General features: G+C 67.3%; 25 protein-coding genes and 1 pseudogene. 22 read left to right on the top strand and 4 right to left on the bottom strand.

From position 1 onward, the window contains the following. Positions 1-12: 12 nt before the first annotated feature. The 4 genes from fliI to fliF are packed head-to-tail and all read right to left on the bottom strand — an operon-like array spanning position 13 to position 4,940. Positions 13-1,422 carry a flagellar protein export ATPase FliI gene (gene fliI, locus AC1DYD_RS33980; protein WP_478177135.1) on the bottom strand — a complete coding sequence of 470 codons (1,410 nt, stop codon included), beginning with the start codon at positions 1,420-1,422 and terminating at the stop codon, positions 13-15. 3 nt (positions 1,423-1,425) lie between these two features. Then, the gene (gene fliH, locus AC1DYD_RS33975; RefSeq protein WP_478177134.1) at positions 1,426-2,226 is read right to left on the bottom strand and encodes a flagellar assembly protein FliH; all 801 of its coding nucleotides are present in this window, start codon (positions 2,224-2,226) and stop codon (positions 1,426-1,428) included. Next, positions 2,213-3,211: a flagellar motor switch protein FliG gene (gene fliG, locus AC1DYD_RS33970; RefSeq protein WP_478177133.1), complete on the bottom strand. Its 999-nt coding sequence runs from the start codon at positions 3,209-3,211 to the stop codon at positions 2,213-2,215. Before fliG ends, fliH begins: the two co-directional genes overlap by 14 nt. Beyond that, the gene (fliF, locus tag AC1DYD_RS33965) at positions 3,201-4,940 is read right to left on the bottom strand and encodes a flagellar basal-body MS-ring/collar protein FliF (protein ID WP_478177132.1); all 1,740 of its coding nucleotides are present in this window, start codon (positions 4,938-4,940) and stop codon (positions 3,201-3,203) included. The genes fliG and fliF overlap by 11 nt, the downstream gene beginning before the upstream one ends. 281 nt (positions 4,941-5,221) lie before the next feature. Between fliF and fliE the strand changes: the two genes are divergently transcribed. The 22 genes and pseudogenes from fliE to AC1DYD_RS33855 all read left to right on the top strand — a co-directional run. Continuing rightward, entirely contained in the window at positions 5,222-5,539 is a 318-nt protein-coding gene (gene fliE, locus AC1DYD_RS33960; protein WP_478177131.1) for a flagellar hook-basal body complex protein FliE, read from the top strand. 406 nt (positions 5,540-5,945) lie between these two features. Beyond that, complete coding sequence (locus tag AC1DYD_RS33955; RefSeq protein ID WP_478177130.1) at positions 5,946-7,610, top strand: flagellin N-terminal helical domain-containing protein; 1,665 nt, start codon at positions 5,946-5,948, stop codon at positions 7,608-7,610. Positions 7,611-7,762: 152 nt separating this feature from the next. Beyond that, positions 7,763-8,110 (top strand): flagellar protein FlaG, encoded by a 348-nt coding sequence (locus tag AC1DYD_RS33950; RefSeq protein ID WP_478177129.1) that lies wholly within the window; start codon positions 7,763-7,765, stop codon positions 8,108-8,110. Positions 8,111-8,152: 42 nt separating this feature from the next. Further along, positions 8,153-9,601, top strand: coding sequence for a flagellar filament capping protein FliD (gene fliD / locus AC1DYD_RS33945; protein ID WP_478177128.1), 1,449 nt, complete (start codon positions 8,153-8,155; stop codon positions 9,599-9,601). A 22-nt stretch (positions 9,602-9,623) separates the two neighbouring features. After that, on the top strand, positions 9,624-10,046 hold the full coding sequence (gene fliS / locus AC1DYD_RS33940) for a flagellar export chaperone FliS (RefSeq protein WP_478177127.1): 423 nt from the start codon (positions 9,624-9,626) through the stop codon (positions 10,044-10,046). A gap of 29 nt (positions 10,047-10,075) precedes the next feature. Then, complete coding sequence (locus AC1DYD_RS33935) at positions 10,076-10,408, top strand: flagellar protein FliT (RefSeq protein WP_478177126.1); 333 nt, start codon at positions 10,076-10,078, stop codon at positions 10,406-10,408. A gap of 16 nt (positions 10,409-10,424) precedes the next feature. After that, complete coding sequence (fliK, locus tag AC1DYD_RS33930; protein ID WP_478177125.1) at positions 10,425-11,720, top strand: flagellar hook-length control protein FliK; 1,296 nt, start codon at positions 10,425-10,427, stop codon at positions 11,718-11,720. Between the two features lie 8 nt (positions 11,721-11,728). Continuing rightward, entirely contained in the window at positions 11,729-12,007 is a 279-nt protein-coding gene (locus AC1DYD_RS33925) for an EscU/YscU/HrcU family type III secretion system export apparatus switch protein (protein ID WP_478177155.1), read from the top strand. Between the two features lie 711 nt (positions 12,008-12,718). After that, positions 12,719-13,069: a flagellar transcriptional regulator FlhD gene (flhD, locus tag AC1DYD_RS33920; RefSeq protein WP_478177124.1), complete on the top strand. Its 351-nt coding sequence runs from the start codon at positions 12,719-12,721 to the stop codon at positions 13,067-13,069. 56 nt (positions 13,070-13,125) lie between these two features. Then, positions 13,126-13,734: a flagellar transcriptional regulator FlhC gene (gene flhC / locus AC1DYD_RS33915; RefSeq protein ID WP_478177154.1), complete on the top strand. Its 609-nt coding sequence runs from the start codon at positions 13,126-13,128 to the stop codon at positions 13,732-13,734. 63 nt (positions 13,735-13,797) lie between these two features. After that, a complete protein-coding gene (motA, locus tag AC1DYD_RS33910; RefSeq protein WP_478177123.1) occupies positions 13,798-14,658 on the top strand; it encodes a flagellar motor stator protein MotA in 861 nt (286 codons plus the stop codon). An 18-nt stretch (positions 14,659-14,676) separates the two neighbouring features. Beyond that, positions 14,677-15,603: a flagellar motor protein MotB gene (gene motB / locus AC1DYD_RS33905; protein WP_478177122.1), complete on the top strand. Its 927-nt coding sequence runs from the start codon at positions 14,677-14,679 to the stop codon at positions 15,601-15,603. 50 nt (positions 15,604-15,653) lie between these two features. After that, positions 15,654-17,654: a chemotaxis protein CheA gene (gene cheA / locus AC1DYD_RS33900; protein ID WP_478177121.1), complete on the top strand. Its 2,001-nt coding sequence runs from the start codon at positions 15,654-15,656 to the stop codon at positions 17,652-17,654. Between the two features lie 73 nt (positions 17,655-17,727). After that, positions 17,728-19,074, top strand: coding sequence for an EAL and HDOD domain-containing protein (locus AC1DYD_RS33895; RefSeq protein WP_478177120.1), 1,347 nt, complete (start codon positions 17,728-17,730; stop codon positions 19,072-19,074). 61 nt (positions 19,075-19,135) lie between these two features. Then, the gene (locus AC1DYD_RS33890) at positions 19,136-20,005 is read left to right on the top strand and encodes a CheR family methyltransferase (RefSeq protein WP_478177119.1); all 870 of its coding nucleotides are present in this window, start codon (positions 19,136-19,138) and stop codon (positions 20,003-20,005) included. A gap of 168 nt (positions 20,006-20,173) precedes the next feature. Beyond that, a complete protein-coding gene (gene cheD, locus AC1DYD_RS33885; RefSeq protein ID WP_478177118.1) occupies positions 20,174-20,836 on the top strand; it encodes a chemoreceptor glutamine deamidase CheD in 663 nt (220 codons plus the stop codon). Positions 20,837-20,892: 56 nt separating this feature from the next. Further along, positions 20,893-21,918: a protein-glutamate methylesterase/protein-glutamine glutaminase gene (locus tag AC1DYD_RS33880; RefSeq protein ID WP_478177153.1), complete on the top strand. Its 1,026-nt coding sequence runs from the start codon at positions 20,893-20,895 to the stop codon at positions 21,916-21,918. Between the two features lie 30 nt (positions 21,919-21,948). Then, on the top strand, positions 21,949-22,338 hold the full coding sequence (gene cheY / locus AC1DYD_RS33875; RefSeq protein WP_478177152.1) for a chemotaxis response regulator CheY: 390 nt from the start codon (positions 21,949-21,951) through the stop codon (positions 22,336-22,338). A 6-nt stretch (positions 22,339-22,344) separates the two neighbouring features. Then, entirely contained in the window at positions 22,345-22,986 is a 642-nt protein-coding gene (gene cheZ / locus AC1DYD_RS33870) for a protein phosphatase CheZ (RefSeq protein ID WP_478177117.1), read from the top strand. Between the two features lie 119 nt (positions 22,987-23,105). After that, complete coding sequence (gene flhB / locus AC1DYD_RS33865) at positions 23,106-24,245, top strand: flagellar biosynthesis protein FlhB (RefSeq protein WP_478177116.1); 1,140 nt, start codon at positions 23,106-23,108, stop codon at positions 24,243-24,245. Between the two features lie 28 nt (positions 24,246-24,273). Then, on the top strand, positions 24,274-26,367 hold the full coding sequence (gene flhA, locus AC1DYD_RS33860; RefSeq protein ID WP_478177115.1) for a flagellar biosynthesis protein FlhA: 2,094 nt from the start codon (positions 24,274-24,276) through the stop codon (positions 26,365-26,367). Positions 26,368-26,369: 2 nt separating this feature from the next. Then, positions 26,370-26,659 (top strand): annotated as a pseudogene (locus AC1DYD_RS33855) (flagellar biosynthesis protein FlhF); the annotation flags it as partial.

Raw genomic sequence — 26,659 nt, 5'->3', positions numbered from 1 at the left:
TTGCTTCCTTCTTCAGGCGGGTTCGAACAGCTTGCTCATGCGTGCGATCGACGCCGGGTAGTCGGTGCGCTCGTCCATCGGTTGCTGCAGGAAGGCCTCGATGCGCGGATACATCGCGATCGCCTGGTCCAGCTGCAGGTCGTGGCCGGGCGCGTAGGCGCCGACGCTGATCAGGTCGCGGTTGCGCTGGTAGCGCGACAGCATCTGCTTGAAGCGGCGCACCGTGTCGAACTGCGGCGACGGGATCAGGGCGGTCATCGCCCGGCTGATCGAGGCCTCGATGTCGATCGCCGGGTAGTGCCCGGCCTCGGCCAGGGTGCGCGACAGCACCACGTGGCCGTCGAGGATGGCGCGCGCCGAGTCGGCGATCGGGTCCTGCTGGTCGTCGCCTTCCGACAGCACCGTGTAGAAGGCCGTGATCGAGCCGCCGCGGCCTTCGGCATCGCGGGCGCCGTTGCCGGCCCGCTCCACCAGGGCCGGCAGCCTGGCGAACACCGAGGGCGGGTAGCCCTTGGTGGCCGGCGGCTCGCCGACCGCGAGCGCGATTTCGCGCTGGGCCATCGCGTAGCGGGTCAGCGAGTCCATGATCAGCAGCACGTCCTTGCCGAGGTCGCGAAAGTGCTCGGCCAGGCAGGTGGCATAGGCCGCGCCCTGCAGCCGCAGCAGCGGCGAGTTGTCGGCCGGCGCGGCCACCACGACGGCGCGCGCCAGGCCTTCCTCGCCGAGCGTGTTCTCGATGAAGTCCTTGACCTCGCGGCCGCGCTCGCCGATCAGGCCGACCACGATCACTTCGGCGCTGGTGTAGCGCGCCATCATCCCGAGCAGCACGCTCTTGCCGACGCCCGAGCCCGCGAACAGGCCCATGCGCTGGCCGCGGCCGACCGTGAGCATGGCGTTGATGGCGCGCACGCCGACGTCCAGCACCGAGTCGATCGGCGCCCGCGTGAGCGGATTGATCGGCGGCGACGACAGCGGCACCTTGCGGCTGACGTCCAGCGGGCCGAGGCCGTCGAGCGGCCGGCCCACGGCATCGACCACCCGGCCGAGCATGCCGATGCCCACCGGCAGCCGCTTGGTGTGGGCGTCGCCGGCCAGGCCCGAGCCGGGGGCGCCGGTACGCGGGAAGACCCGCGCGCCAGGCACCAGCCCGGCCACTTCGGTCTGCGGCATCAGGAACAGCTTGTCGCCGGCGAAGCCGACCACTTCGGCTTCGGCATGGCGCTGCGGATGGCCGGGCGGCAGTTCGATCAGGCAGTCGCTGCCGACCGGCAGCTGCAGGCCGACGGCCTCCAGCACCAGGCCGACGGCGCGAGTCAGGCGGCCCGAATGGGCCGTCATCGCGCACTGGCTGACATCGCTGCGGGCCTGCGCGAGCGTGCTCAGCAGCGATTGCAGATGGGGGTTGGGCGCAAGGCTGGTCATGGCTCAGGCTTCCTGGGCGTCGATGTCGCGGCGCAAGGCCGCGGTGACGCTTTTCCAGCGCGTCTCGAGGCTGGCATCCATCTCGCCGGTGGCCGACTGCACGCGGCAGCTGCCGCGGCTCATTGTGTCGTCGGGGCGCAGCTGCCAGCCGGCGGCCTGCAGTTCGTTGCCGAGGCTGTTCTTCACCAGCGCGACGTCGTCCGGATGCAGCAGCAGGCGCGGCTCGCCCTGCAGCGCCGGCTCGGTCTGCAGCAGATCCTGCACCAGCGGCAGCACCCATTCAGGCTCGGCACGCAAGGTGCGATGCACCACCTGGCGCGCGACGTCGAGCGCCAGCGTGAGCACGGCGTCGGCCAGCTCGCTGTCGGCGCGTCGCAGCGCGGCGGGCAGGCTGGCGGCCAGCGCGCGCAGTTGCTCGGCATGCGCGCTGGCGGCGGCCAGGCCGGCGGCCAGTCCTTCGGTGCGGCCCTGCGCATAGCCTTCGGCATGGCCTTTGGCATGGCCCTCGCGCCTGCCTTCGGCCTCGCCGGCGCTGCGGGCCTCGCGGCGCAGGCTCACCAGTTCGGCGGCATGCAGCAGTGCCGCCGAGGGCGGGGCTTCGACCGGCGGGACGGACGTCCCGCGGCCGCTGGGGGCCGGGGCGCGCCGCGCGGGCTCGTCCAGCGTGTCCATCTCCCAGCGCTGCCAGGCGGACAGCACCGGCTTGTCGGGCTTCGAGGCGGCGGCGCGCGGCGGCGCATAGGCCGTGGCCGCGCGCGCCCGGGCGCCGAAGGGCGAAGGCGCTGGGTACTTAGACGTAGTCATCGGTGCCTGGCGCAGCAATCACGATCTCGCCGGCTTCGGCGAGGCGGCGTGCGACCTGCAGGATCGCCTTCTGCTCGGCCTCGACCTGCGAGACGCGCACCGGACCGCGCAGCTCGATGTCCTCGCGCAGCGTCTCGGCGGCGCGCTGCGACATGTTGGCCAGGAACTTGTCGCGCAGCTCCTGCGGCGCGCCCTTGAGCGCGGTGATGAGCGAGTCGGATTCGATGTCCTTGAGCAGGCGCTGGATGCTGCGGTCCTCCAGGCTCAGCAGGTTCTCGAACACGAACATCTCGTCGATGATCCGCTGCGCCAGCGCCTCGTCGTGTTCGCGCACGTGGGCGATGGCTTCTTCTTCCTGCGCGCTGTTCATCAGGTTGACGATCTCCGCCGCGGTGCGCACGCCGCCCAGGCGGCTGCGCTTCAGGCCCTGGCCCGAGAGCATCTCGGTCAGCACATCGGTCAGCTCCATGAGCGCCGAGGGCTGCACGCCGCCGAAGGTGGCCACGCGCATGATGACGTCGTGGCGCAGGCGGGTCGGCAGCTTCTCGAGCACCTCCGAGGCCTTCATGCGATCCAGGTGGATCAGCACGGTCGCCAGGATCTGCGGATGCTCGTCGCGGATCAGCTCGGCCACTTCGCTGGCCTCGAGCTGGTTCAGGCGCTCGATGCCGCTGTGCGGCTCGTCGGCCTGCAGGATGTCCTCCAGCAGGTTGCTGGCGCGATCGTCGCCGAGCGCCTTCTTGAGCACCGCCCGGATGTAGCTGCTCGAGCCCAGGTGCAGCGCCGAGAGCTGCTCGGTCTCGTGGCGGAACTCGGACAGCACCGCGTTCAGCTCGTCCTTCGAGACCGAGACGAGCTTCGCCATCGCGAGGCCGAGGGTCTGCACTTCGCCGGTGGCGAGGTGGGCCAGCGCCGCGGCGGCGCGGTCTTCACCGAGGGCCATCAACAGGATGGCGCTCTTGCGGGTACCTGCTTCACTGATCATGTTTGTTCATCCAGTGCTGGATCAGCGTGGCGACCAGCTTGGGATCCTGTTCGGCGAGTTGATGGGCGTAGTCCAGGTCGGCCTTCTGGCGCAGGGCCTCGCGCTGGCGCAGGGCTTCTTCGGCCGAGATCGCCGGTTCATCCGGCTGTTGCGGCGCGTCGCCGGCGGCATCGCCGGAGGCGCCCGGTTCGGCCGCGGTCGGTGCCGGGGCCGGCGGCGGCGCCAGGTGCTTGCGCAGCAGGGGCCGCAGCACCGCGAACCAGGCGAAGAGCGCGAGGAAGGCGAGCAGCAGGTACTGGCCGAGGGTCTTGCCGAGTTCGAGCTTGTCGTGATCGCGCCAGAACGGGACCACGGCCGCGCTCGGCTCCTTGTTGTCGTCGGCGAAGGCGCTGTTCACCACGTTGAGCGAATCGCCGCGTTCCTGGCTGAAGCCCATCGCCTCGCGCGCCAGGTTGCGGATCTGCTCGATCTCGACCGGCGTCAGGGCCCGCGGGCTGCTCTTGCCGGTGCTGTCGGTCGCATCCTTGTAGTTCACGACCACCGCCACCGACAGCCGCTTGATGCCGCCGGCACCCTGCTGCACGTGGCGGATCGAGCGATCGAGCTCGTAGTTGGTCGTCACGTCCTTGCGCGAGTTGCTGGGTCCGCTCGACTGCGTGCTGCTCGCCACCGTGGCGCCGTTCGAGGCGCCGGGAGCGGCCGGGGCACCGGGCGTGCCGGGCCGTGGCGCGGTCGTGATCGGCGCGCTCGGGGTGCCGGGCGGCTGGTTCGACAGGGCGCCGGGCACGCCCCCGGGCGGCGTGCCGCCCTGCTGGAGCGATTCGCTCGACTGCTGGCTGCGCATCGCGGCCTTGCCGGGCTCCTGGTTGGGCTTGTACTTCTCGTCGGTGTGTTCCATCACCGAGAAGTCGATGTCGGCCGCGACCTGGGCGCGCACGTTGTTGGCGCCGACGATCGGCTGCAGGATCGCCTCGATGCGGCGGATGTAGCCCTGCTCGATTTCCTGCGCGTACTTGAGCTGGCTCACGTCCAGGCCGCGGGCGCCGCTGTTGGCCGCCGACAGCAGGTTGCCGCGCTGGTCGACCACCGTGACCGCCTTCGGGTCGAGCTCCGGCACGCTGCTGGAGATCATGTGGACGATGGCGCTGACCTGGCCTTCGTCGATGCTGCGGCCGCGCTGCAGGGTCAGCACCACCGAGGCCGAGGGCTTCTTCTGCTCGCGCACGAACAGCGAGGGCTTCGGCAGCGCGAGGTGCACCCGCGCCGACTCGATCGTGCCGACCGATTCGATCGAGCGCGCCAGCTCGCCCTCGAGCGCGCGCTGGTAGTTGACCTGCTCGGCGAACTGGCTGGTGCCGAACTTCTGGTTGTCCATCAGTTCGAAGCCGACGCCGCCGGCTTTCGGCAGGCCCTGGGCGGCGAGCTTGAGCCGCACCTCGGGCACCTTGTCGCCGGCGATCAGGATCGCGCCGCCGCCTTCGGCGAACTTGTAGGGCACGTTCATCTGCTGCAGCGAGGCGATGATCGCGCCGCCGTCGCGATCCGAGACGTTGGTGTAGAGCACCTTGTAGTCGGGGCCGCGGTTCATCAGCGTGAACGCGGCCACGGCGGTCACCAGCGCCGCGGCGCCGATGACGATCGGCAGCTTCGGCTGGGCCCGCAGGCGCTCGAGCAGCGGGGGGAGCGAGGACGTCGCGGGCGCAGCGATCGCCGGTGCCGTCGAACTCATGCGCGGATCCTCGCCATGGCCGGTGCGCCGGGCAGGTGCGTCGTCATGCGGAGGGAGTGAGGTTGTTGTTCAGAGGTCATGCCGTAGGGCGTTGAAGTCGTCAGCGGGCTTGTCGTTTCGCGGTTGATTGTGAGCAGCCGTAACAAATTCGATAGACCGAACAGCGGGGGCTTTTGCCGTCTGTTGGCGGCTTGTATCGGGGTCTTCCCTTGCTACGCTGAAAGGACGACGGAGCGCCTGGGCGCTTCTATAGCAACACCAAAGTAAACAAAGGAAAGCCCATGTCGATCACCGCCATCGAATCCGTCCTGCAACAGATGCGGGCCACCGCCGTGCAGGCCGGCTTCTCGCCCGCCGCCGCCGCACCCACCGAAACCGGTGGCTTCGCCGCCGAACTCAAGCGCTCGCTGGACAACATCAGCGGCGCGCAGACCAGGGCCTACGGCCAGGCCGAGTCCTTCGAACTCGGCAAGCCGGGCATCGCGCTGAACGACGTCATGGTCGACCTGCAGAAGGCCAACGTGGCGTTCCAGACCGGGCTGCAGGTGCGCAACCGGCTGGTGAGCGCTTATCAAGAGGTGATGAACCTGCCGGCTTGAGTGTGGCTCGCCCCCAGGTTGCCCGGCACTTCGTGTCCGGGCGCCCACCCCCTGCCGGGGGCAACACCAGCGGCCCGGCGAAGCCGGTTCCGCGGTGTTCCCCCAACGGGCCTGGCTGCGCCGGCCGGGGAAGCCGGCGCTGCGTCTGCTCTTCGGCTGCGCGCAGCGCGCCCTTCGTGGGCAGCCGCGGAACCGGCTTCGCCGGGCCGCTGGCTGCGCCCCCTGAAAGGGGGTGGGCGGCTACACGAAGTGAGCCAACCTGGGGGTTTTCTCAATGCCTCCCTAAAGGTTTCAGGGGGCCTGCCGATAACTGATCCAACGGTGGCCTGAGTCTCACGGCGAGAGCAGGTCCAGCGTTACGGCCAGAGGCCGGAAGTCCACAACCTTTGTCAAACAGGAGTCGAGCATGGCGCAAGTCATCAATACCAACAGTCTCTCGCTGCTCACGCAGAACAACCTCAACAAGTCGCAATCGTCGCTGAACACCGCGATCGAGCGCCTGTCTTCCGGTATGCGCATCAACAGCGCCAAGGACGACGCCGCCGGCCAGGCCATCGCGAACCGTTTCACGGCCAACATCAAGGGCCTGACGCAAGCGACCCGCAACGCCAACGACGGCATCTCGATCGCTCAAACGACCGAAGGCGCGCTGACCGAAGTCAACAACAACCTGCAGCGCGTTCGCGAACTGTCGGTGCAAGCCGCCAACGGCACGAACTCGGACAGCGACCTGTCCTCGATCCAGGCTGAAATCACCCAGCGCCTCGACGAAATCAACCGCGTGTCGGAACAGACCCAGTTCAACGGCGTGAAGGTCCTCTCGGCCGACGCCGGCAAGCTGACCGTCCAGGTCGGTGCCAATGACGGCGAGACGATCGACATCGACCTGCAGGAAATCAGCGCGAAGACCCTGGGTCTCGATGGTTTCAACGTCGACGGCACGGGCTCGAAGAACAAGCAGGCCGGTGCCAGCGACCTGCTGGTGGCGGGTTTCGCGGCCGGCGCGACGACGAACGGCGTCACGGCCTACTCGCGCACCCTGACCGCGGCGGCCAACGGCGCCAAGGCGGACGACGTGCTGGCGAAGATGCAGAACGGCGGCACCGTGAGCATCACCGGCGCGGCGACCTACACCTACAACGCGTCGACCAAGAGCTACACGGCCGCGGAAGCCGCACGCACCCAGGCGAACACCCTGACTTCGCTGACGCCGGCCGCCGGTACCAGCGTGACCGCGACGGTCAAGCTCGGCAGCTACTCGACGGACGTCAAGATCGACAGCAACGGCAACCTGACCGATGCGGCCGACGGTTCCACGCTGTACCTCGACGCCTCGAACAACCTGACCAAGACCGGCAGCGGCACCACGGTGGCGGCCACGCTGACGAACCTGGTCGATTCGACCAACGGCATGACGACCGCCGGCGACTCGATCACGATCGCCAGCACCGGCGCCAAGTACACGGTCAACGCGAGCGGCGCGGCAGCAGGCGCGAACGCCTTCACGGTGGCCAACGAAGGTGCAACGGCGGGCCAGGTCTCGGCCCTGATCAACGCCGGCGCCGGTTCGATCGACATCGACGGCGCAGGCGCCACGGCGGCCTACGCGGTGGCAGCCGCCGGCGGCGCGGTGACGGGTGCCTTCATGGGCGTCGCCGGCCTGACCACTGTCGCAGCCGAGAACGTCAACCTGAACGCCAATGGCGTGGTCACCGACTCGGCCGGCAGCGTGGTCTATGCGGACTCCGCCCATCCGGGCAAGGTCACGACGCAAGCCGTCAGCAACTCGACCAAGACGGTCGATCCGCTCGCCGCCATCGACGCCGCCCTGTCGAAGGTCGACAAGCTGCGCAGTTCGCTGGGTGCGGTGCAGAACCGTTTCGACTCGACGATCGCCAACCTCGGCACCACCGTCACCAACCTGTCCTCGTCGCGCTCGCGCATCGAAGACGCGGACTACGCGGTGGAAGTGTCGAACATGACGCGCGCCCAGATCCTGCAGCAAGCCGGTACCTCGGTGCTGGCCCAGGCCAACCAGACCACGCAAGGCGTGCTGTCCCTCCTGCGTTAATCGGAAGAGAACAGAAAAGGAAAGGAATGCCGGGCCCCTCCTGCAAGGGAGGGCCTGGCCACCGCAGGCCCCGCCGCCTGCGTTGTCCTCTGCGGCCATGCCTCATGGCGAGGCCGCAGAGCACAGCGAACCCCGCAACCAGGATTGAAATCATGTCGAACCCGCTGCCAGCCATTCCCGCCAAAGAAACGCCATGGACGCAACTGCTCGCCGGTCCCGTCGCGGGTACCACGGCCGCGGCGGCAGAGACGGCCGCGGGCGCGGTGGCGCAGGCGACGCCTGCGCAGATCGAGACGGCGGTGCGCGAAGTCAACGCCTCGCTCGAGAGCCGTTCGATCAGCCTGCAGTTCGAGATCGACAAGGACACCGACAAGGTCATCGTGAAGGTGGTCGACCAGGCCAACGGCGAGGTGATCCGCCAGATTCCGACCGAGGAAGTGGTTCGCATCGCGAAGGTCATGGGCAAGGCGCGCGGGCTGCTGGTGAGCCATCAGGCCTGAAGCACGCACCTCTTTTCCTACGCAGTTCAAGAAAGCAGCAAGATGGCAACGATCAGCAGCCTGGGCGTCGGTTCCAACCTCGATCTGGCGACGCTCCTGACCCAGCTCCAGACGGCGGAAAGCCAGCCCCTGGTGGCCCTGGACGCCAAGGCGAAGAGCTATACCAGCAAGCTGTCCGCCTACGGAACGCTGCAAAGCGCGCTGGGCGTCCTGCAGACCGCCGCCAAGAAGTTGGGCGACCCGGCGCTGTTCCAGACCGTCACGGGAACGCCCACGGTGAGCGGCATCCTGGCCGCCTCGTCGACCGATGCCAGCGCCGCCGGCAACTACAGCATCACCGTGTCGCAGCTGGCCCAGGCGCAGTCGGCGATCACGGCGGGGCAGGCCAGCACCACCACCGCGATCGGCAACGGCAAGATCACGATCGAGTTCGGCACCATCAGCGGGGGGGCGCTGGACGCGGCCACCGGCAAGTACAGCGGCGCCGCCTTCACGCCCGATGCGTCGCGTGCCGCGAAGTCCATCACCATCGATCCCACCGACAACACGCTGGGTGGCATCCGCGATGCGATCAATGCGGCCGATGCCGGCGTCACGGCCAGCATCGTCAACGACGGCAGCGGCACGCCGAATCGCCTGGTGCTGGTCTCGACGCAGACCGGCGAGACCTCGAGCATGCGGATCGCGGTCGATGGCGACGCCGGACTGCAGAGCCTGCTGAACAACGATCCGGCCGGCACGCAGAACCTGCAGCAGACCATCGCGGCGCAGAACGCCAAGCTCAGCGTCAACGGCATTGCGATCACCAGTGCGAGCAACACGGTCAAGGAAGCGATCCAGGGCACGACGCTGACGCTGGTTCAAACCGGCACGACCGGTCTCTCGATGAAGGCCAACACGGCCTCGGTGAAGACCGCCATCAATGATTTCGTCAAGGCCTACAACAGCCTCCAGAGCACCGCGAGCAGCCTGACCGCCTACGACGCCGACACCAAGACCGGTGCCGCGCTGATGGGCGACTCGACCTTGCGCAACCTGCAGACCCGGATCCGCCAGGCGCTCACGACGCCGCAGGCCGGCGGCGCCAACGACTTCAAGGTGCTGACCGAGATCGGTGTCGGGTTCCAGAAGGACGGCACGCTGGCGGTGGACACGACCAAGCTGGACAAGGCGCTCGACACCAACCTGGAAGGGGTCTCGAAGCTCTTCGCGAGCGCGACCGGAAGCACGGCGGGCTACGGCAAGCAGCTGGATGCACTGGTCGACGATCTCACCCAGACCGGCGGCTCCCTCAAGGTGGCCACCGACGGCGTGACTTCGACGATCAAGGAGCTCGACGATCAGTACAACGCGATGCAAACCCGGGTCAACGACACCGTGGACCGCTACCGCAAGCAGTTCAACCAGCTCGACGTGCTGATCAACAGCATGAAGAGCACCATGACCTACCTGACGCAGCAGTTCGACGCGATGAATGCCAGCAGCAACTGACGCAACCCACCGAAAGATCCCGATGTACACCCCGCACACTGCCAGGACCGGCGCCGGCGCCTATGCCCGCGTCGGCGTGGAGACCGGCGCCATGAGCGCCTCGCCGCACCAGCTCATCTGCATGCTGTTCGATGGCGCCAAGTCGACCATCGGCATGGCCCGCCACCACATGTCGAACGGCGACATCGGGCCCAAGGGAAACGCCATCTCCAAGGCGATCGACATCGTCGACAACGGCCTCAAGGCCGCACTCGACGCCAAGGCCGCGGGCCCCGAAGGCGAGGCCCTGGTGGCCAACCTGTCGGCGCTCTACGGCTACATCATCCAGAGGCTCCTCCATGCCAACCTGCGCAACGACACGCGGGCGCTCGACGAAGCCGATGGCCTTCTCGAAGACATTGCATCGGCCTGGCGCGAGATCGACGCCGGCCCGGGGCGCGCTTGACGCGGCCGCCGACCAACACAGGGGACACCATGGCGACCAGGAGTGAAGTCGTGCATTGCTACGGGCAACTGGCCTCGGGCGTCGCACGCATGGCGGAACTGGCCCGCTCCAAGGAGTGGGGCCGCCTTCCCGCGCTGGAGGCGCAATGCGCGGCGATCGTCGAGCGGCTCAAGGTGCTGGTGCCGCTGGAGGCACTGGATGCGAGCCAGTTCGAGGAAGCGCTGCGCCTCATCGAGCGGATCCGCGCCGACCAGGACGAGGTCTGCGGGCTGGTCAAGCCGCAGATCGAGCGCTTGATCGCCCACATGGGCCACCTGCAACAGCAGCGCAGCCTGGGCAAGGCCTACGGGCCGCCGCACTGAAGCGCAGGAGCTGCCCATGAGTGGACTCACCGGACTGATCGATGCGCTGCTTGCCGTCAAGGCGTCGCCGCGGCCGGACGTGCTCGCGATCAAGGCCGAAGCCGAGATCGGCTCGCCTGGTGCGGTGGCGCGAGTGCTGAAGGTCGAGAACGACATCCGCCTGCCGTCGAAGGCCGCGCTCGACCGCGTGCTGCCCGGAAGGCCGACGAGCCTGCCGGCCGCAGCGGCGCCGCAGCAGCCTCTGGAGCGGGAGGCCGAACTGTCGGTGGCGGCGCGCGTCATCAGCGCGGTGCTGGCCGATCTCGAATCCGATCCCGGACCGGTGCGCGGCGTTGCGCCCGCCTGGCCGTCGCGGCAGGCACCTCCGGTGCCCGAGCTTGCGCGCGCGCTGGCGCAGACCGTCGATCACAGCGGCCTGTTCTACGAGTCCCATCTGGTCGAATTCGCATCCGGCATCCGGCCGCTGGCGCAACTGATGCAGGAGCCGCAGGCGCAGTGGGCCACGCCGCTGGCCGCGCAGCGCGCCGTCGAAGCGCTTGCGCCCGCGGCCGCGTCGCCGGGCGCTGCGACCACGTCGTCGCCGCTTGCGCTCGCCCTCGCCGCAGGGGCGCCGGCGACTGAAATGCCCGCCGCCGCGACCGGGCGAGGCGAATCCGCGTCGCCGGCGGAGGCCGCTTCTCCGGTGGCGCCTCTTGCCGCACGGACGGATGGGGCGCCGTCCATCGGCACCGCCGCTGCCGCGGCACCGGCGGATGCCGCCAGGCTGCAAGCCACCTACGGACGCGGCGAGGCCGCGCGTCCGGTGACGGGGAGCGAGGCGGACGGGGCCTCCGACAAAGCCGAGGAAGTCCGCCCTGCGCATCCCGTGGCCGTCGCCAGGCCGGCCACTCCGGCCGCCGAGGTCATCCATCCGCAGGCCGTGAGCCTGGTGCACCAGCAACTCGACCTGCTGGCGACCGCCGTGTTCCGCTGGCACGGCGAGGCTTGGCCGGGGGTCCCGATGGACTGGTCCGTCGAGAAGGACGCCGGCGAGCCCGACGCCGATCCGGCCGTCGAGGACAACCCGCAACGCTGGTCGACCCGGGTGTCGATGAGCCTGCCGCGGCTCGGACAGGTGGACGTTCGCCTGATTCTTGCGGGCCCGGGTCTGCAGGCGCGGCTGGCGGCCAGCGAGCCCGGCACGGTGTCGGTGCTGCACGCCGACGGCCGCTCGCTGGTGCAGCGGCTGGAAGCCGCCGGCCTTCGGGTGCAGGAGCTTCAGGTGGCGCCGATGGAGAAGGTGCCGGCGGACGGTGGGGAGGGCGCATCGTGAGCACCCCAATGGACGATCGGCAAAGCGCTGTGGCGCTGTCCTATGCCGACAAGACGCGCGCTCCCGTGGTCGTGGCCAAGGGCTACGGCGTGGTGGCCGAATCGATCATGCGCGAGGCGAGGGACAACGGTCTCTATGTCCATGCATCGGTGGGCCTGGTCAAGTTGCTGATGCAGGTCGACCTCGACCGGCAGATTCCGCCGCAACTCTATCTCGCAGTGGCGGAAGTCATGCGCTGGATCCATGGTCTCGAAAGCCGCGCCGAGGCGCCGCCGGGCCCGCCATGAAATATGTCACGTTCGTCCTGATGGTGAATGAACTCTTTCGTTTAAATATCAATGAATCTTCATTGGATTGAATCTGTTTTTGAGGAAATGAATACTTTTTAGCTCGGTGGAAATGTTAGTACTTTATTAAACATTCAATGCGGCTCATGCGCCCATTTGGGCTGTAAACAGTTTAGGTTACTTCTGATTTCGAGCGTGCAAGTCGTTTGGGGGGATGTCAGAAAAGTCTCACTTTCTGAAAACGCTCTTCTACAGTCTGATGAAGTTGTTAAAAATTGTGTATAGACTGCCTACTTGATGGAATGAGGTATGGAGAAATGCATGTCGGCGGTCCTCCGCAAAGTGGTTGTCGAAAGAATCAACTGCATTCTTCGCCTCTCTTTTCAGGTGGTTGTCGCGGTCGATTGAAGACTTGAAGGCGAAGGCGCTGCAGGAGCGAATTCGATCGGAGGGTGGATCTTCAAGTGATTGATTTTTTTGGGGAGTCTGAGGCACTGTCCTTGTAGCTGGCTTTGCTCGGAACATGTTTTTTCAGGTGCGAAATCGTCTGAATCGCAGATGAGAAGAATTCGGTTTTCGACAGGAAATCGTTCCAAGAAATTTGCCTGCGAGGCGGTGGATGGTGCCCGGAATTCATTGAATCCATAAAAGAATTATTTCAAATTGTCAGATTTTGTGTTTAAGATACACATTGATTGATTGGAGTTCAGAGTGGAAATCGATACGGATGGGGATGCGGCAAGCCACATCTCGAAAGAGATCGGCGACATCAACCTGGCTTATATGCTGCTCGCTCAAAAGCTTGCCAAACAGGATCGTGCCGCGGCAATGTACCGCCTCGGCGTCGGGCGCGAATTGGCCGATTTGCTGGCCAACATGTCTTTGACGCAGATTGTCAAATTGGCGACATCCAATTTCCTGCTCTGCAGCTTCCGTCTCGATGACCACCCCATGTTCGCCGTGTTCGGGGAGGGCAAGGACACCTCGCTGCAGCAGGCGCACATGTCGATCCTGATGGCCGCACGCCAGCTTCAGCCGCGTGACACGGATGCCCTGGCATGAGCCGCCGGGCCGCTCCCAAGGCGAATGCCGAAGCGCTGCCGCGCGAAGGTGCTCGGGTGACCGCCAAGAGCGTTCTCGGCGAGGTCCGCCAGGTTCAGCTGGCGGTTGAACTCATCGAGCTCGGTGCCCGCCTGCAATTCCTGGAAGCGGAGGTCGGACTGAGCCGAGAGCGGCTCATCCGCCTCTACAAGGAACTCAAGGGCGTTTCGCCGCCAAAGGGCCTGCTGCCGTTTTCCACCGACTGGTACATGACCTGGCTGGCCAACATCCATTCGTCGATGTTCTACAACCTGTACCGGTTCATGCTGCTCGAGGCCAACGAGACCGGCTTGCAGGCACTGATCAAGGCCTATCGCCTCTACACGGAGCAGATCGGGGCCCATGGCGGCGAAATCGTGCTCGACTTCACGCGGGCCTACACGATGGTCCGGTTCTTCGACAGCGACATGCTGCAACTGAGCACGTGCAGCCGCTGCGGCGGCCATTTCGTTGCCCATGCGCATGACCACAAGCACGGCTACGTGTGCGTGCTGTGCCGCCCGCCGTCCCGGGCCGGCAAGGCGCGCGCCCCGAAACGCGACGACGAAACCGTCCAGGCGCCGCGGGTCTCGCCGCCTCCCGCTCTGGCCGTGCATTCCGCGCTGAGCGCCAACGCAGCCCATTGAAACCGGCAATTTCTTTCAACTCTTCGATCTTGATTTGATGCCTGCGGGCAAAAGGGGACGCGCGTGCTGGTGCTGGTTGGATACCTGGTAGTGATTGGGGCCGTTTTCGGCGGCTACGCCCTGATGGGTGGGCATTTCGGCGTCCTGTTCCAGCCCGTCGAACTGCTGATGATCGGCGGCTCCGCGCTGGGCGCCTTCATCGCAGGCAACAACGGCAAGACGATCAAGGCGACGATGAAGGAACTGCCGCTGCTGCTGCGTTCCTCCAAGCACAACCGCCAGCTCTACATGGACCTGCTGGCGCTGCTGTACGAGCTGCTCGCCAAGGCGCGCAAGGACGGCATGATGAAGCTCGAGTCCGATGTCGAGAACCCGGCGCAGAGCGAGATCTTCGGGCGCTACCCGGCGCTGATGGCCGACAGCGAGTTGATGGAGTTCCTCTGCGACTACCTGCGCCTGGTGATCAGCGGCAACACCGACCCTTTCGAGATCGAGGCCCTGATGGACCACGAGATCGAGACCATCCGCCACGAGGCCGAGGTGCCCCAGCACAGCCTGGCCGCTGTCGCCGACGCGCTGCCCGCACTGGGCATCGTGGCCGCGGTGATGGGCGTGGTCCACGCGCTCGCCTCGGCCAACCTGCCGCCCGACGTGATGGGCGCCCTGATCGCGCACGCGCTGGTCGGCACCTTCCTCGGCGTGCTGCTGGCCTACGGCTTCGTGGCGCCGCTGGCCTCGCTGATCGGCCAGAAGGTCGAAGAGGCGATGAAGGTCTACCAGTGCGCCAAGGTCACGCTGCTGGCCAGCCTGAACGGCTACGCGCCGCAGCTCGCGGTCGAGTTCGGCCGCAAGGTGCTGTTCTCGACCGAACGTCCTTCCTTCACCGAACTGGATGACCATGTTCGGGAAGTCAAGGCACGCTGAGTTCCCGGGGCAGCGACCATGAGCGCAGAGAAGCACCGCGTCGTCATCAAGCGGGTGGCGGCCCATGGGAGCGGCCACCATGGCGGGGCCTGGAAGATCGCCTATGCCGACTTCATGACCGCGATGATGGCCTTCTTCCTGGTCATGTGGCTGTTGTCGATCTCGACGCCGAAGCAACGCGCGGGCATCGCCGAGCACTTCCGGATGCCGCTCAAGGCGGCGCTCTCCGGCGGCGAGAAGAGCAGCCTGAGCAGCAGCGTGATCCCGGGCGGCGGCGCCGACGTCATGCAGGCCGAAGGCGAGGTAAGAAAGGCCGACCCGAGCGAGGAAGAGCTGGACGCGCAAAGGCTGGCCGACATGAAGCAGAAGCTCGACACGCTGATCGAGAACAGCCCGGTCTTCAAGCAGTTCCGTTCGCAGATCCTGATCGACATCACGACCGAGGGCTTGCGGCTGCAGCTGGTCGACAGCGAGAACCGGCCGATGTTCGACCTCGCCAGCGCGCGCGTGGTGCCGCACATGCGGGCCATCCTGCGCGAACTCGGGCCGAAGCTCAACGAGCTGCCGAACAAGATGACGCTGTCGGGCCACACCGACGCCATCGTCTACACCAACGGCGACAAGGCCTACGGCAACTGGGAACTCTCGGCCGACCGGGCCAATGCCTCGCGGCGCGAACTGGTGATCGGCGGCATGGCCGAGTCCAAGGTGCTGCGCGTGGTCGGCCTCTCCGACAGCATGCACCTGGACAACGCCGATCCGCGCAACCCGATCAATCGGCGCATCAGCATCATCCTGCTGAACCGCCAGACCCAGGACCGCATCGAGCGCGAGAACAGCGGCGACGGCTCGGCGATGCGCGCCAGCGCGCTGAAGGCTCGCGCATCGGGCAGCAGCAGCGAGATGAAGCCGACCTCATTCAAGCCAGCGGCCCCGACGCAGTAACCAACGACAGACCCAGCGCCGGCGTTCAGCGCCGGCATCGGAACACACAGATGGACCTCAGCCAGTTTTCCCAAGCCTTCTTTGTCGAAGCGATCGAGCTTCTGGCACAGATGGAGCAGCTGCTCCTCGAAATCGACATCGCGTCGCCGGACAGCGAGCAGCTCAACGCGATCTTCCGTGCGGCGCATTCGATCAAGGGCGGAGCCGCCACCTTCGGCTTCACCGCGCTGACGGAGACGACGCACGTGCTGGAGACCCTTTTGGACCGGGCACGCCATGGCCAGTTGCGCCTGAGCGGTCCGATGATCGATGCCTTTCTGGAAACGAAGGACGCCTTGCAAGAACAACTCACTGCCTACCAGGCGGGCAAAGAGCCTGAAGCCGAACGCGTCGCGCAGATCTGCGCCGTGCTGCAGCAGCTGGCGCGCGACAGCGGCGAGGGCGCAGCATCGCCGGCACCCGCTGCGGCGCCGGTCGCGGCCGCCGCGCCTGCACCCGCGCCTGCCGCCGCATCCTCGCCATCCGGCGCATTGCGCATCCGCTTCGCCCGCCTGTCGGACAGCGAATGCGAGCTGCTCGTCGGCGAACTCGGCAACCTCGGCAACGTCGCCTCGCGCACCCGCAGCAACGACCAGCTCACCGTGATGCTGGAGACCACCTGCGAACCGGAGGACATCATCGCCGTCTGCTGCTTCGTGATCGACGAGTCGCAGATCGACATCTCGCGCGATGCGGCCGACGCCGCCGAGGCGCCACCGTCGGCTGCGCCCGGCGCCAAGCCGAACGCGGCGGCGCCGGCGGCCGCGGCCCAGCCTGCAGCCGCCGCCAAGGAATCGAGCTCGATCCGCGTCGACGTCGAGAAGGTCGACCAATTGATCAACCTCGTGGGCGAGCTGGTCATCACGCAGTCGATGCTGACCCAGGCCGCCACGATGCTCGACCCGGTCATCTACGAGCGCTTCCTGAGCGGCCTGGGCCACCTGGAGCGCAACGCGCGCGACATGCAGGAGTCGGTGATGTCGATCCGCATGATGCCCATGGACTACGTCTTCAGCCGCTTCCCGCGCGTGATCCGCGACGTCAGCGCCAAGCTCGGCAAGCAGGTCCGGCTGGACACCAACGGCCGCGAGACCGAGCTCGACAAGGGACTGATCGAGCGGATCATCGACCCGCTCACGCACCTGGTGCGCAACAGCCTCGACCACGGCATCGAGACGCCCGACATCCGGCTCGCGAAAGGCAAGGAAGCCACTGGCCAGCTCCTGCTGTCGGCGCAGCACCATGGCGGCAACATCGTGATCGAGGTCAGCGACGACGGCGCCGGCCTGAACCGCGAGAAGATCCTGGCCAAGGCGCTGCAGCAGGGCCTGCCGGTGAGCGAGACGATGCCGGACGAGGAAGTCTGGCAACTGATCTTCGCGCCGGGCTTCTCGACCGCCGACCAGGTCACCGACATCTCGGGCCGCGGCGTCGGCATGGACGTGGTCAAGCGCAACATCCAGGAGATGGGCGGCCACGTCGAGATCCAGTCGCGCGGCGGGCGCGGCACCACCACCCGGATCGTGCTGCCGCTGACCCTGGCGATCCTCAACGGCATGTCGGTCAAGGTCGGCAGCGAGGCCTACATCCTGCCGCTGAGCTACGTGATCGAGTCGCTTCAGCCGCTTGCGGAGCACCTGCATTCGATCACCAGCGACGGCCATGTCATCAAGGTCCGCGGCGAATACCTGCCGCTGATCGAACTGCATCGCGTCTTCGACGTCTCCGGTGCGCAGGTGAACCCGACCCAGGGCATCCTGGTCATCGTGCAGGCCGACGATGCGCGCTTCGCGCTGCTGGTGGACGAGCTGCTGGGACAGCACCAGGTGGTGGTGAAGAACCTCGAGACCAACTACCGCAAGGTGCCGGGCATCTCGGCGGCGACGATCCTGGGCGACGGCAGCGTGGCGTTCATCATCGACGTCGCCGCCATGCCGCGCATCCAGCGCGCGCAGGCCGCGAGCAGCGCCGTGCTGGCGGGCGCGGCCCGGCCGGCGACGACCGCCGCCTGAGCCCGCCCATGCAATGCCCGGACATCCTGTAGTCAGGAACGCTTGATCCAAGCTTCAGACGGAGACATTTGCAATGCGCTTTGATTTCTTTCGACGCCCCGATGCGGGTTCCGCGGCCAGCGCCGCCAACGACGGCAGGCGGGCCGACGCCAGCGATGCCGGAGAGCCGGAGGCGGGGGCTTCGGCGCCGCAGGAAGCCTGCGGCTATGTGCGCTATGCCCTTCAGCTCGACGCCCAGCAACGCGTCAGGGGCTATCGCATGGCCTGGCTCGCAACGCCCGGCGCCGAGCCGGTGCCCGACGCGTCGAGCCAGTTCAACGTGCTGCTCGACAACATCTGCAGGCACCTGAATCCTCCGCGCACCGGCTGGCGGCTCGGTCGCCTGGTGCTGTTCCTCGACGTCACGGCCGATGCGCTGTTCCAGCCGGCGCTGCAGTCGCTGCCGCCGGAGAACGTGGTGCTGTGCATGGGCATGTCCGATCTCAGCGACGCCGATACGCGTTCGATGCTGCTCTTCCTGCGCGAGCAGGGTTTCGGCTTCATGCTGAAGGGCGCCGACGCGCTGCCGGCCGATCCCGAGCTGCGCGAGATCATCACCCATCTCGACATCGGCGACGGCGACGCGGAGCGCGTGTCGCGCGTGCGCGAGCGTCAGGAACCAGGTCTTGCGCCGCTGCAACTGGTGGCGACCCGCGTCGACAGCTGGCAGCAGGCCGCGGCCTGTGCCGATCTTCGCGTGGACCTGTTCGTCGATGGCGCGCTCAGGAATCCGCCGGTGCGAGAGGGCGCCGATGCGCTGCAGCCCGAGTCGGTGCTGATCGTGCGCCTCATGCACATGATCCAGCGCAACGAGAACGTGCGCAGCATCGAATCGGCGCTCAAGCGCGATGCCGCGCTGACCTACCGGCTGTTGCGTCACATCAACTCGCCCGCCATCGGCGCCGGCGTCGAGATCGACTCGCTGCGCCACGCGGTGGCGATGCTCGGCTATGCGCCCCTGTTCCGCTGGCTGTCGCTGCTGCTGGCCACGAGCAACCGGGCCAGCGCGCCATTCATGACCAAGAAGGCGATCACGCGCGGCCGTTTCGTCGAGCTGATGGGGCAGCGGATGCTGCCGCCGGGCGAGGCCGACAACCTGTTCGTGGTTGGCATGTTCTCGCTGATCGACCAGCTGCTCGGCGTGCCGATGGCGCAGGTGCTCGCCAAGGTGCAGCTGCCGGGAGCGGTCCAGCAGGCGATCCTGCGCCGCGAAGGGGTCTATGCGCCGTTCCTGGCCCTGGCCGAGGCCTGCGAGACCGACGGCGCCGAGGCGGCGCGCTTGTCGGAAGCGCTCTTCGTGAGTGCCGGCCAGGTCAACGCGGCGCATCTCGCGGCGATGGTCTGGTCGCAGGAAGTCGACGTCCACGAAGGCGGAAGCTGAATGAGGCGCGAGCAGCAAGGTATTTGTCCCGTTGATCGAAGCATTGGAATAGAGGCTCGCTATGTACATTGAGACGCTCGCACCGAAGCCCGCCGTGAACACCGAATTCCCATTTACCGACAACGACTTCTCGAAGGTCCGCGCGCTGATCCATCGGCGCGCCGGCATCGCGCTGGGCGAGCAGAAGCGGCAGATGGTCTACAGCCGGCTGTCGCGCCGGCTGCGCGAGCTGCGGCTGCCGGAGTTCTCTTCGTACCTTGAATTGCTGGAATCTCGCCAGGACGGCGAAGAGTGGCAGTCCTTCATCAACTCGCTGACCACCAACCTGACCTCCTTCTTCCGCGAGGCCCATCACTTCCCGGTGCTGGCCGAGCACGTGCGCAAGGCGCGCGAGCCGGTCACGATCTGGTGCTCGGCGGCCTCGACCGGCGAGGAGCCGTATTCGATCGCGATCACGCTGATCGAGGCGCTTGGCGAGAAGGCCAACGCGGCGCGCGTGATCTCGACCGACATCGACACTGCCGTCCTGGCCAAGGCCCAGGCGGGGGTCTTCACCGCCGAGCAGGTCGGGCGGCTGTCGCCCGAGCGGCTGCGGCGCTTCTTCAACAAGGGAACCGGATCGAATGCCGGCAAGGTGCGCATCCGGCCGGAGGTCGCGCAACTGGTGAAGTTCTCGCGCCTCAACCTGCTCGATCCCTCCTGGTCGGTCAAGGAGCCGGTGGATGCGATCTTCTGCCGCAACGTGATGATCTATTTCGACAAGCCGACCCAGAAGAAGGTGCTCGACCGCTTCGCGCCGCTGCTGAAGACCAACGGGCTCCTGTTCGCCGGCCATTCGGAGAACGCCTCGCTGGTCAACCAGACCTTCAAGCCGCTCGGCCAGACGGTGTACGAACTGGCACGTGCGAAAGGCAAGGCGGGAGCTCCATGAGCGCCGCGCCGGGCCGCCCCAAGCAAGCTCGCGCCCCCTCGGGGGGCAGCGAGGACACGAAGTGCCGAGCGTGGGGGCTCGAATGAGCGCCGCGCCGGGCCGCCCCAAGCAAGCTCGCGCCCCCTCGGGGGGCAGCGAGGACACGRAGTGCCGAGCGTGGGGGCTCCGATGAATTCAGGGGTGCCGGGGTCGCTGGCGAGCCATCACTATTTCGACCGCGACGTCGGCAGCATGGCGGTCAAGCTGCTGCCTTCCGAGTATTTCGTCACCACCACCGACACCGTGCTGACCACGGTGCTGGGCTCCTGCGTGTCGGCCTGCCTCCTCGACACCGACAACGGCGTTGCCGGCATGAACCACTTCATGCTGCCCGATGAGGGCGATTCGGTCAGCCGGGACGCCGCCGAGTCGATGCGCTACGGCGCCTACGCGATGGACGTCCTGATCCGCGAGCTGATCCGTGCCGGTGCGCGGCGCGAGCGGCTGCAGGCCAAGGTGTTCGGTGGCGCCGCGGTGCTGGCCAACATGACCACGCTCAACATCGGCGACCGCAACGCCGATTTCGTGCTGCGCTACCTGAAGGCCGAGCGCATCAGCGTGGCGGCCCAGGACCTGCGCGGCCAGCATGCGCGCCGCGTCTGCTTCATGCCCGCGAGCGGCAAGGCCGTGGTTCGCAAGCTGCGCGGACAGAACGACGTGCAGGCGATCCGGCGCGAGGAGGGCGAGCTGCTGCGCACGCTGGCCGCCCAGCGCCCGGCGTTCGGCCTGCGCAAATCCAACAGTCCAGCGGGCGAGACCCAGCTGCTGGCAAAAAGCAAAGGAAGCTGGTGAGCGCAAACAAGATCAAGGTGCTGTGCGTCGACGACTCGGCACTGATACGCAGCGTGATGACCGAAATCATCAACAGCCAGCCCGACATGACCGTCGTCGGCACGGCGGCCGATCCGCTGGTGGGGCGCGACCTCATCAAGGTCACCAATCCGGACGTGCTGACGCTGGACGTCGAGATGCCGCGCATGGACGGCCTCGAGTTCCTCGAGAAACTGATGCGACTGCGGCCGATGCCGGTGGTCATGGTGTCCTCGCTGACCGAGCGCGGCTCGGAGATCGCGCTGCGCGCGCTGGAACTCGGCGCGATCGACTTCGTGACCAAGCCGCGACTGGGCGTGCGCGACGGCCTGCTCAACTACACCGAGCTGATCGCCTCCAAGATCCGCACCGCCGCCAGCGCGCGGCTGCTGCCGTCGAAGCATGCCGCATCGGCCCGCCCGGCTGGCGACGGCGCGCCGGAGGCGCTGCTGCGCAGCCCGCTGCTGAGCACCGAGAAGCTGATCATCATCGGCGCCTCCACCGGCGGCACCGAGGCGATCCGCGAGGTGCTGCAGCCGCTGCCGCCGGACTCGCCGGGGATCCTGATCGCGCAGCACATGCCGTCCGGCTTCACGCGCTCCTTCGCGCAGCGGCTCGACGGCCTGTGCCGCATCACCGTCAAGGAGGCCGAGCACGGCGAACGTGTGCTGCCGGGCTACGCCTACATCGCGCCGGGCGGCTTCCACCTGTCGCTGGCGCGCAGCGGCGCCAACTACGTGGCGCACCTCGACCAGGAGCCGCCGGTGAACCGGCACCGCCCCTCGATCGACGTGCTGTTCGATTCGGCGGCCAAGCACGCCGGCAAGAACGCGATTGGAATGATCCTCACGGGCATGGGCAAGGACGGCGCCGAGGGCCTGCTGCGCATGAAGCGCGCCGGCGCCCACACCCTGGCCCAGGACGAGGCGAGCTGCGTGGTCTTCGGCATGCCGAAGGAAGCCATCGCGCTCGGCGCGGCCGACGAGGTGGCGCCGCTGGGAGAAATGGCGCGCCGTGTGCTGGCGCACCTGCGCACCTTCGGTGCGCGCACGAATCGGGTTTGACAACGAACTGTTGGAGTGGAGAGAAACGTGATTGACAAGAGCATCAAGATCCTGGTCGTGGACGATTTCCCGACCATGCGCCGCATCGTGCGCAACCTGTTGAAGGAGCTCGAGTTCCTCAACGTCGACGAGGCGGAGGACGGCGCCGCCGGCATCGAGAAGCTGCGCGGCGGCAACTTCGGCTTCGTGGTGTCGGACTGGAACATGCCCAACATGGACGGCCTGACCATGCTGCAGACCATCCGCGCCGACCCCGAGCTCGGCAAGCTGCCGGTGCTGATGGTCACGGCCGAAGCCAAGAAGGAGAACATCGTCGCGGCGGCCCAGGCCGGCGCGAACGGCTATGTGGTCAAGCCCTTCACGGCGGCCACCCTCGAGGAGAAGATCACCAAGATCTTCGAGAAACTCGCGAAGGGGTGAGGCGCCATGAGCAAGAACGCGTCCGACGCCGAACAGGGGAACACCGCTGAAGAGTTGCTGGGCCGCATCGGGCAGTTGACGCGTCAGTTGCGCGAAGGCCTGCGCGAACTGGGCCTCGACAAGGAGGTCGCCAAGGCCGCGCAGGCGATTCCCGATGCCCGCGACCGGCTGGCCTACGTGGCCGCAACCACCGAGCGGGCGGCACACCGCGCGCTCAACGCCATCGATGTCGCGCAGCCGCTGCAGGAAGAGCTGGCCAGCGGGGCCAAGGGCCTGAGCAAGCGCTGGGACGAATGGTTCGAGAATCCGGTCGAGCTCGACCATGCGCGCGCGCTCGTGATGGACACGCGCGGCTACCTGCAGCAGGTGCCGCAGAAGACCAACGCGATCAACACCCAGCTCATGGAGATCCTGATGGCGCAGGACTTCCAGGACCTGACCGGGCAGGTCATCAAGAAGATGATGGAAGTGGTCAACGACATGGAGACCGAGCTGCTCCAGGTCCTGATCGACAACACGCCGCTCGAGAAGCGGCAGGAAATCGTCAACAACAGCCTGCAGAACGGTCCGCAGATCGTGGCCGGGAACCCCGATGCGGTGGCCGACCAGTCGCAGGTGGACGACCTGCTGGAGAGCCTGGGCTTCTGAGGCTCCGATTCAGCGAGAAGGAGGGCGATAGCGCTCTTGATCGGGCGATTGTTCCGGCCCTTCGAATCGAATAATCAGTCATGTGCAGGCGTTCCTCGCCTGCTGCTCCAGGAGCATGAATGGCTGAGGAAAGCGATCTCGAAAAAACGGAACCCGCCTCCGAGCGGCGCCTCGAGAAGGCGCGCGAGGAAGGCAATGTGGCCCGCTCCCGCGAGCTGACCACGCTGGCGATGCTGGGCACGGCCATCGGCGGCCTCTGGTTCACCGCCGGGTCGCTCGGCGGCACCCTGAGCGCCGCCATGCGCCGCGGCCTGCAGTTCGAGCGCGGCATCGCCTTCGAGCCCTCGCAGATGCTGGCGCGCACCGGGTGGATGGCGCTGGAGGCCCTGCTCGCCATGGCGCCGCTGTTCGCGATGATGGTGCTGGCCGCCGTGGCGGCGCCCATGATGCTCGGCGGCTGGCTGCTGTCGGGCAAGGCGGTCTCTCCGAACTTCGGCAAGCTCGATCCGCTGGCCGGCATCGCCCGCATGTTCTCGACCCAGTCGCTGGCCGAGCTGTTCAAGGCGCTGGCCAAGTCGCTGCTGATCGGCGGCGTCGCCTACCTGGTGATCACGGACGAGCTCGAGGCCGTGATGGCGCTGATGGGCCAGCCCGAATCGACCGCCTTGCCCCACACCATCATGCTGGTGGCACGCAGCTGTGCGCTGATCGCGGCCGCGCTGCTGCTGGTGGCGCTGGTCGACGTGCCCTGGCAGCTGTGGACGTACTACAAGAAGCTGCGCATGTCGCGCGAGGACGTTCGCCAGGAGCACAAGGAGAGCGAGGGCGATCCGCACATCAAGGCGCAGATCCGTCGCCAGCAGCAGGCGATCGCCAAGCGCCGGATGATGGCCGAGGTGCCCAAGGCCGACATCGTGGTGACCAACCCGACGCACTTCGCGGTGGCCCTCAAGTACATCGACGGCGACATGCGTGCGCCGCGCGTGGTGGCCAAGGGCACGGACCTGGTCGCCGAGCGCATCCGCGAGATCGCGGCCGCCCACAAGGTCGCGATCCTGGAGGCGCCGCCGCTCACCCGGGCGCTCTACAAGCACACCCGGCTGGGCGACGAGATCCCGGCGGGCCTCTACACCGCCGTGGCGGAGGTGCTGGCCTGGGTCTACCAGCTCAAGCGCTGGAAATCCGAAGGCGGCGAGGCGCCGCGCACGCCGACCGATGTCGCCGTGCCCGAAGAACTTCAATACACCGTGGCCGCATGAGCGCAGCGCGCAGCACGAAGGTACTCCTGTGAACGCGATGACCAATCTGATGCGTCTGCCGACGCAGTTCTTCTCCGGCAGCCAGTTCAAGGGACTGGCCGGCCCGATCCTCATCATCATGATCCTGAGCATGATGGTGCTGCCGCTGCCGCCCTTCCTGCTCGACCTGCTGTTCACCTTCAACATCGCGCTGTCGGTGATGGTGCTGCTGGTCAGCATGTACACCATGAAGGCGCTCGACTTCGCGGCCTTCCCGGCGGTGCTGCTGTTCTCGACCCTGCTGCGGCTGTCGCTCAACGTGGCCTCCACCCGCGTGGTGCTGATGCATGGCCACACCGGGCCCGATGCCGCGGGCAAGGTGATCGAGGCCTTTGGCCACTTCCTGGTCGGCGGCAACTTCGCGGTCGGCGTGATGGTCTTCATCATCCTGGTGCTGATCAACTTCATGGTGATCACCAAGGGTGCGGGGCGCATCGCCGAGGTCGGCGCGCGCTTCATGCTCGATGCCATGCCCGGCAAGCAGATGGCGATCGACGCCGACCTCAACGCCGGCCTGATCGGCGAGGACGTGGCCCGCAAGCGCCGCACCGAAGTCGCGCAGGAAGCCGACTTCTACGGCTCGATGGACGGTGCCAGCAAGTTCGTGCGCGGCGACGCGGTGGCGGGGTTGCTGATCATGGTCATCAACATCATCGGCGGCCTGGTGGTCGGCGTGGTGCAGCACGGGCTCGACTTCAAGACCGCGGGCACCACCTACACGCTGCTGGCCATCGGCGACGGCCTGGTGGCGCAGATCCCGGCGCTGGTGATCTCCACCGCCGCCGGCGTGATCGTCTCGCGCGTGGCGACCGACGAGGATGTCGGCCGGCAGCTCACCGGCCAGCTGTTCTCGAATCCCCAGGTGCTGTTCCTGACCGCCGGCATCGTCGGCCTGATGGGCATGATCCCGGGCATGCCGAATGTGGCCTTCCTGCTGGTCGCCGGCGGCTTGGCATGGCTCGGTCGCGGGCTGCTCAAGCGCAAGCCGCAGCAGGCGGCGGCGCAGGCCGCCGCGGCCCAGGCCTCGCTGCCGCCGACAGCCGAGACCGCCGAAGCCAGCTGGGACGACATCGCGCTGGTCGATCCGCTCGGCATGGAGGTCGGCTACCGGCTGATCCCGCTGGTGGACCAGTCGCAGCAGGGCGAGCTGCTGGGCCGCATCAAGAGCATCCGCAAGAAGATCGCGCAGGAGATCGGCTTCCTGGTGCCGGTGGTCCACATCCGCGACAACCTCGAGATCAAGCCGAACACCTATGTCATCAGCCTGAAGGGCGTCGAGATCGGCCGCGGCGAGGCCTTCCCGAACCAGTGGATGGCGATCAATCCGGGCCAGGTCACGGGCAGCCTGCCCGGCACGCCGACCCAGGACCCGGCCTTCGGGCTGCCGGCGGTGTGGATCGACGGCAGCCTGCGCCAGCAGGCGCAGATCCACGGCTACACGGTGGTCGATGCCTGCACCGTGATGGCGACCCACCTGAACCATTTGATCCAGACCCACGCGGCGGAGCTGCTGGGCCGCCAGGAAGTGCAGCAGCTGCTCGACCAGATCGCCAAGACGGCGCCGAAGCTGACCGAGGACCTGGTGCCGAAGCTGATCTCGCTGAGCACACTGCACAAGGTGCTGCAGAACCTGCTCGAGGAGGAAGTGCCGATCCGCGACATGCGCACCATCCTCGACGTGCTGGCCGAGCACGCGCCGACGGTCAAGGACGCCACCGAACTCACGACGCTGGTTCGGCTGGCCCTCGGCCGCGCGATCACCCAGCAGCTGTTCCCGGGCAATACCGAGCTGCAGGTGATCGGACTCGACGGCTCGCTCGACAGCGTGCTGCAGCAGGCCATGACCAGCAGCAGCGGCATCGAGCCCGGCCTGGCCGACAACCTGCTGCGGCAGGCGCAAGCCGCGATCGTGCGGCAGGAACAGATGGGGCTGGCACCGGTGCTGGTCGTCCAGCATGGATTGCGCGTGCTGCTGTCGCGCTTCCTGCGCCGCAGCCTGCCGCAACTCAAGGTGCTCTCCCACGCGGAGATCCCTGACTCTCGCAACATCAAGATCACCGCCACTATCGGAGGAAGAGTTTGAACATGTCTACAGACGTGCGGACCACGGCCCGCAAATTCGTTGCGGCGACCAGCCGAGAAGCCTTGCGCCGGGTCCGCGAGGCCTTGGGTGCCGAGGCCATCGTGCTGAACCACCGTGCGATTCCCGAGGGCGTCGAGATCGTCGCCATGGCCGAAGGCGAGGTCACGCAGGCCGTGGCGGTCGCCAGCGGCGCGCCGCTGGTGGCAGCCAAGGCGCCGGCGCAGGGACCTGCGCCTGCGCCCGCGCCGGCCGCTCCGCCGACGCCTGCGGCGCTGCCGGCCCCGGCGCCGGC

The organism is Variovorax sp. P4_B11, assembly GCF_056402355.1.
This window is presented reverse-complemented; position numbering and strand designations above follow the sequence as displayed.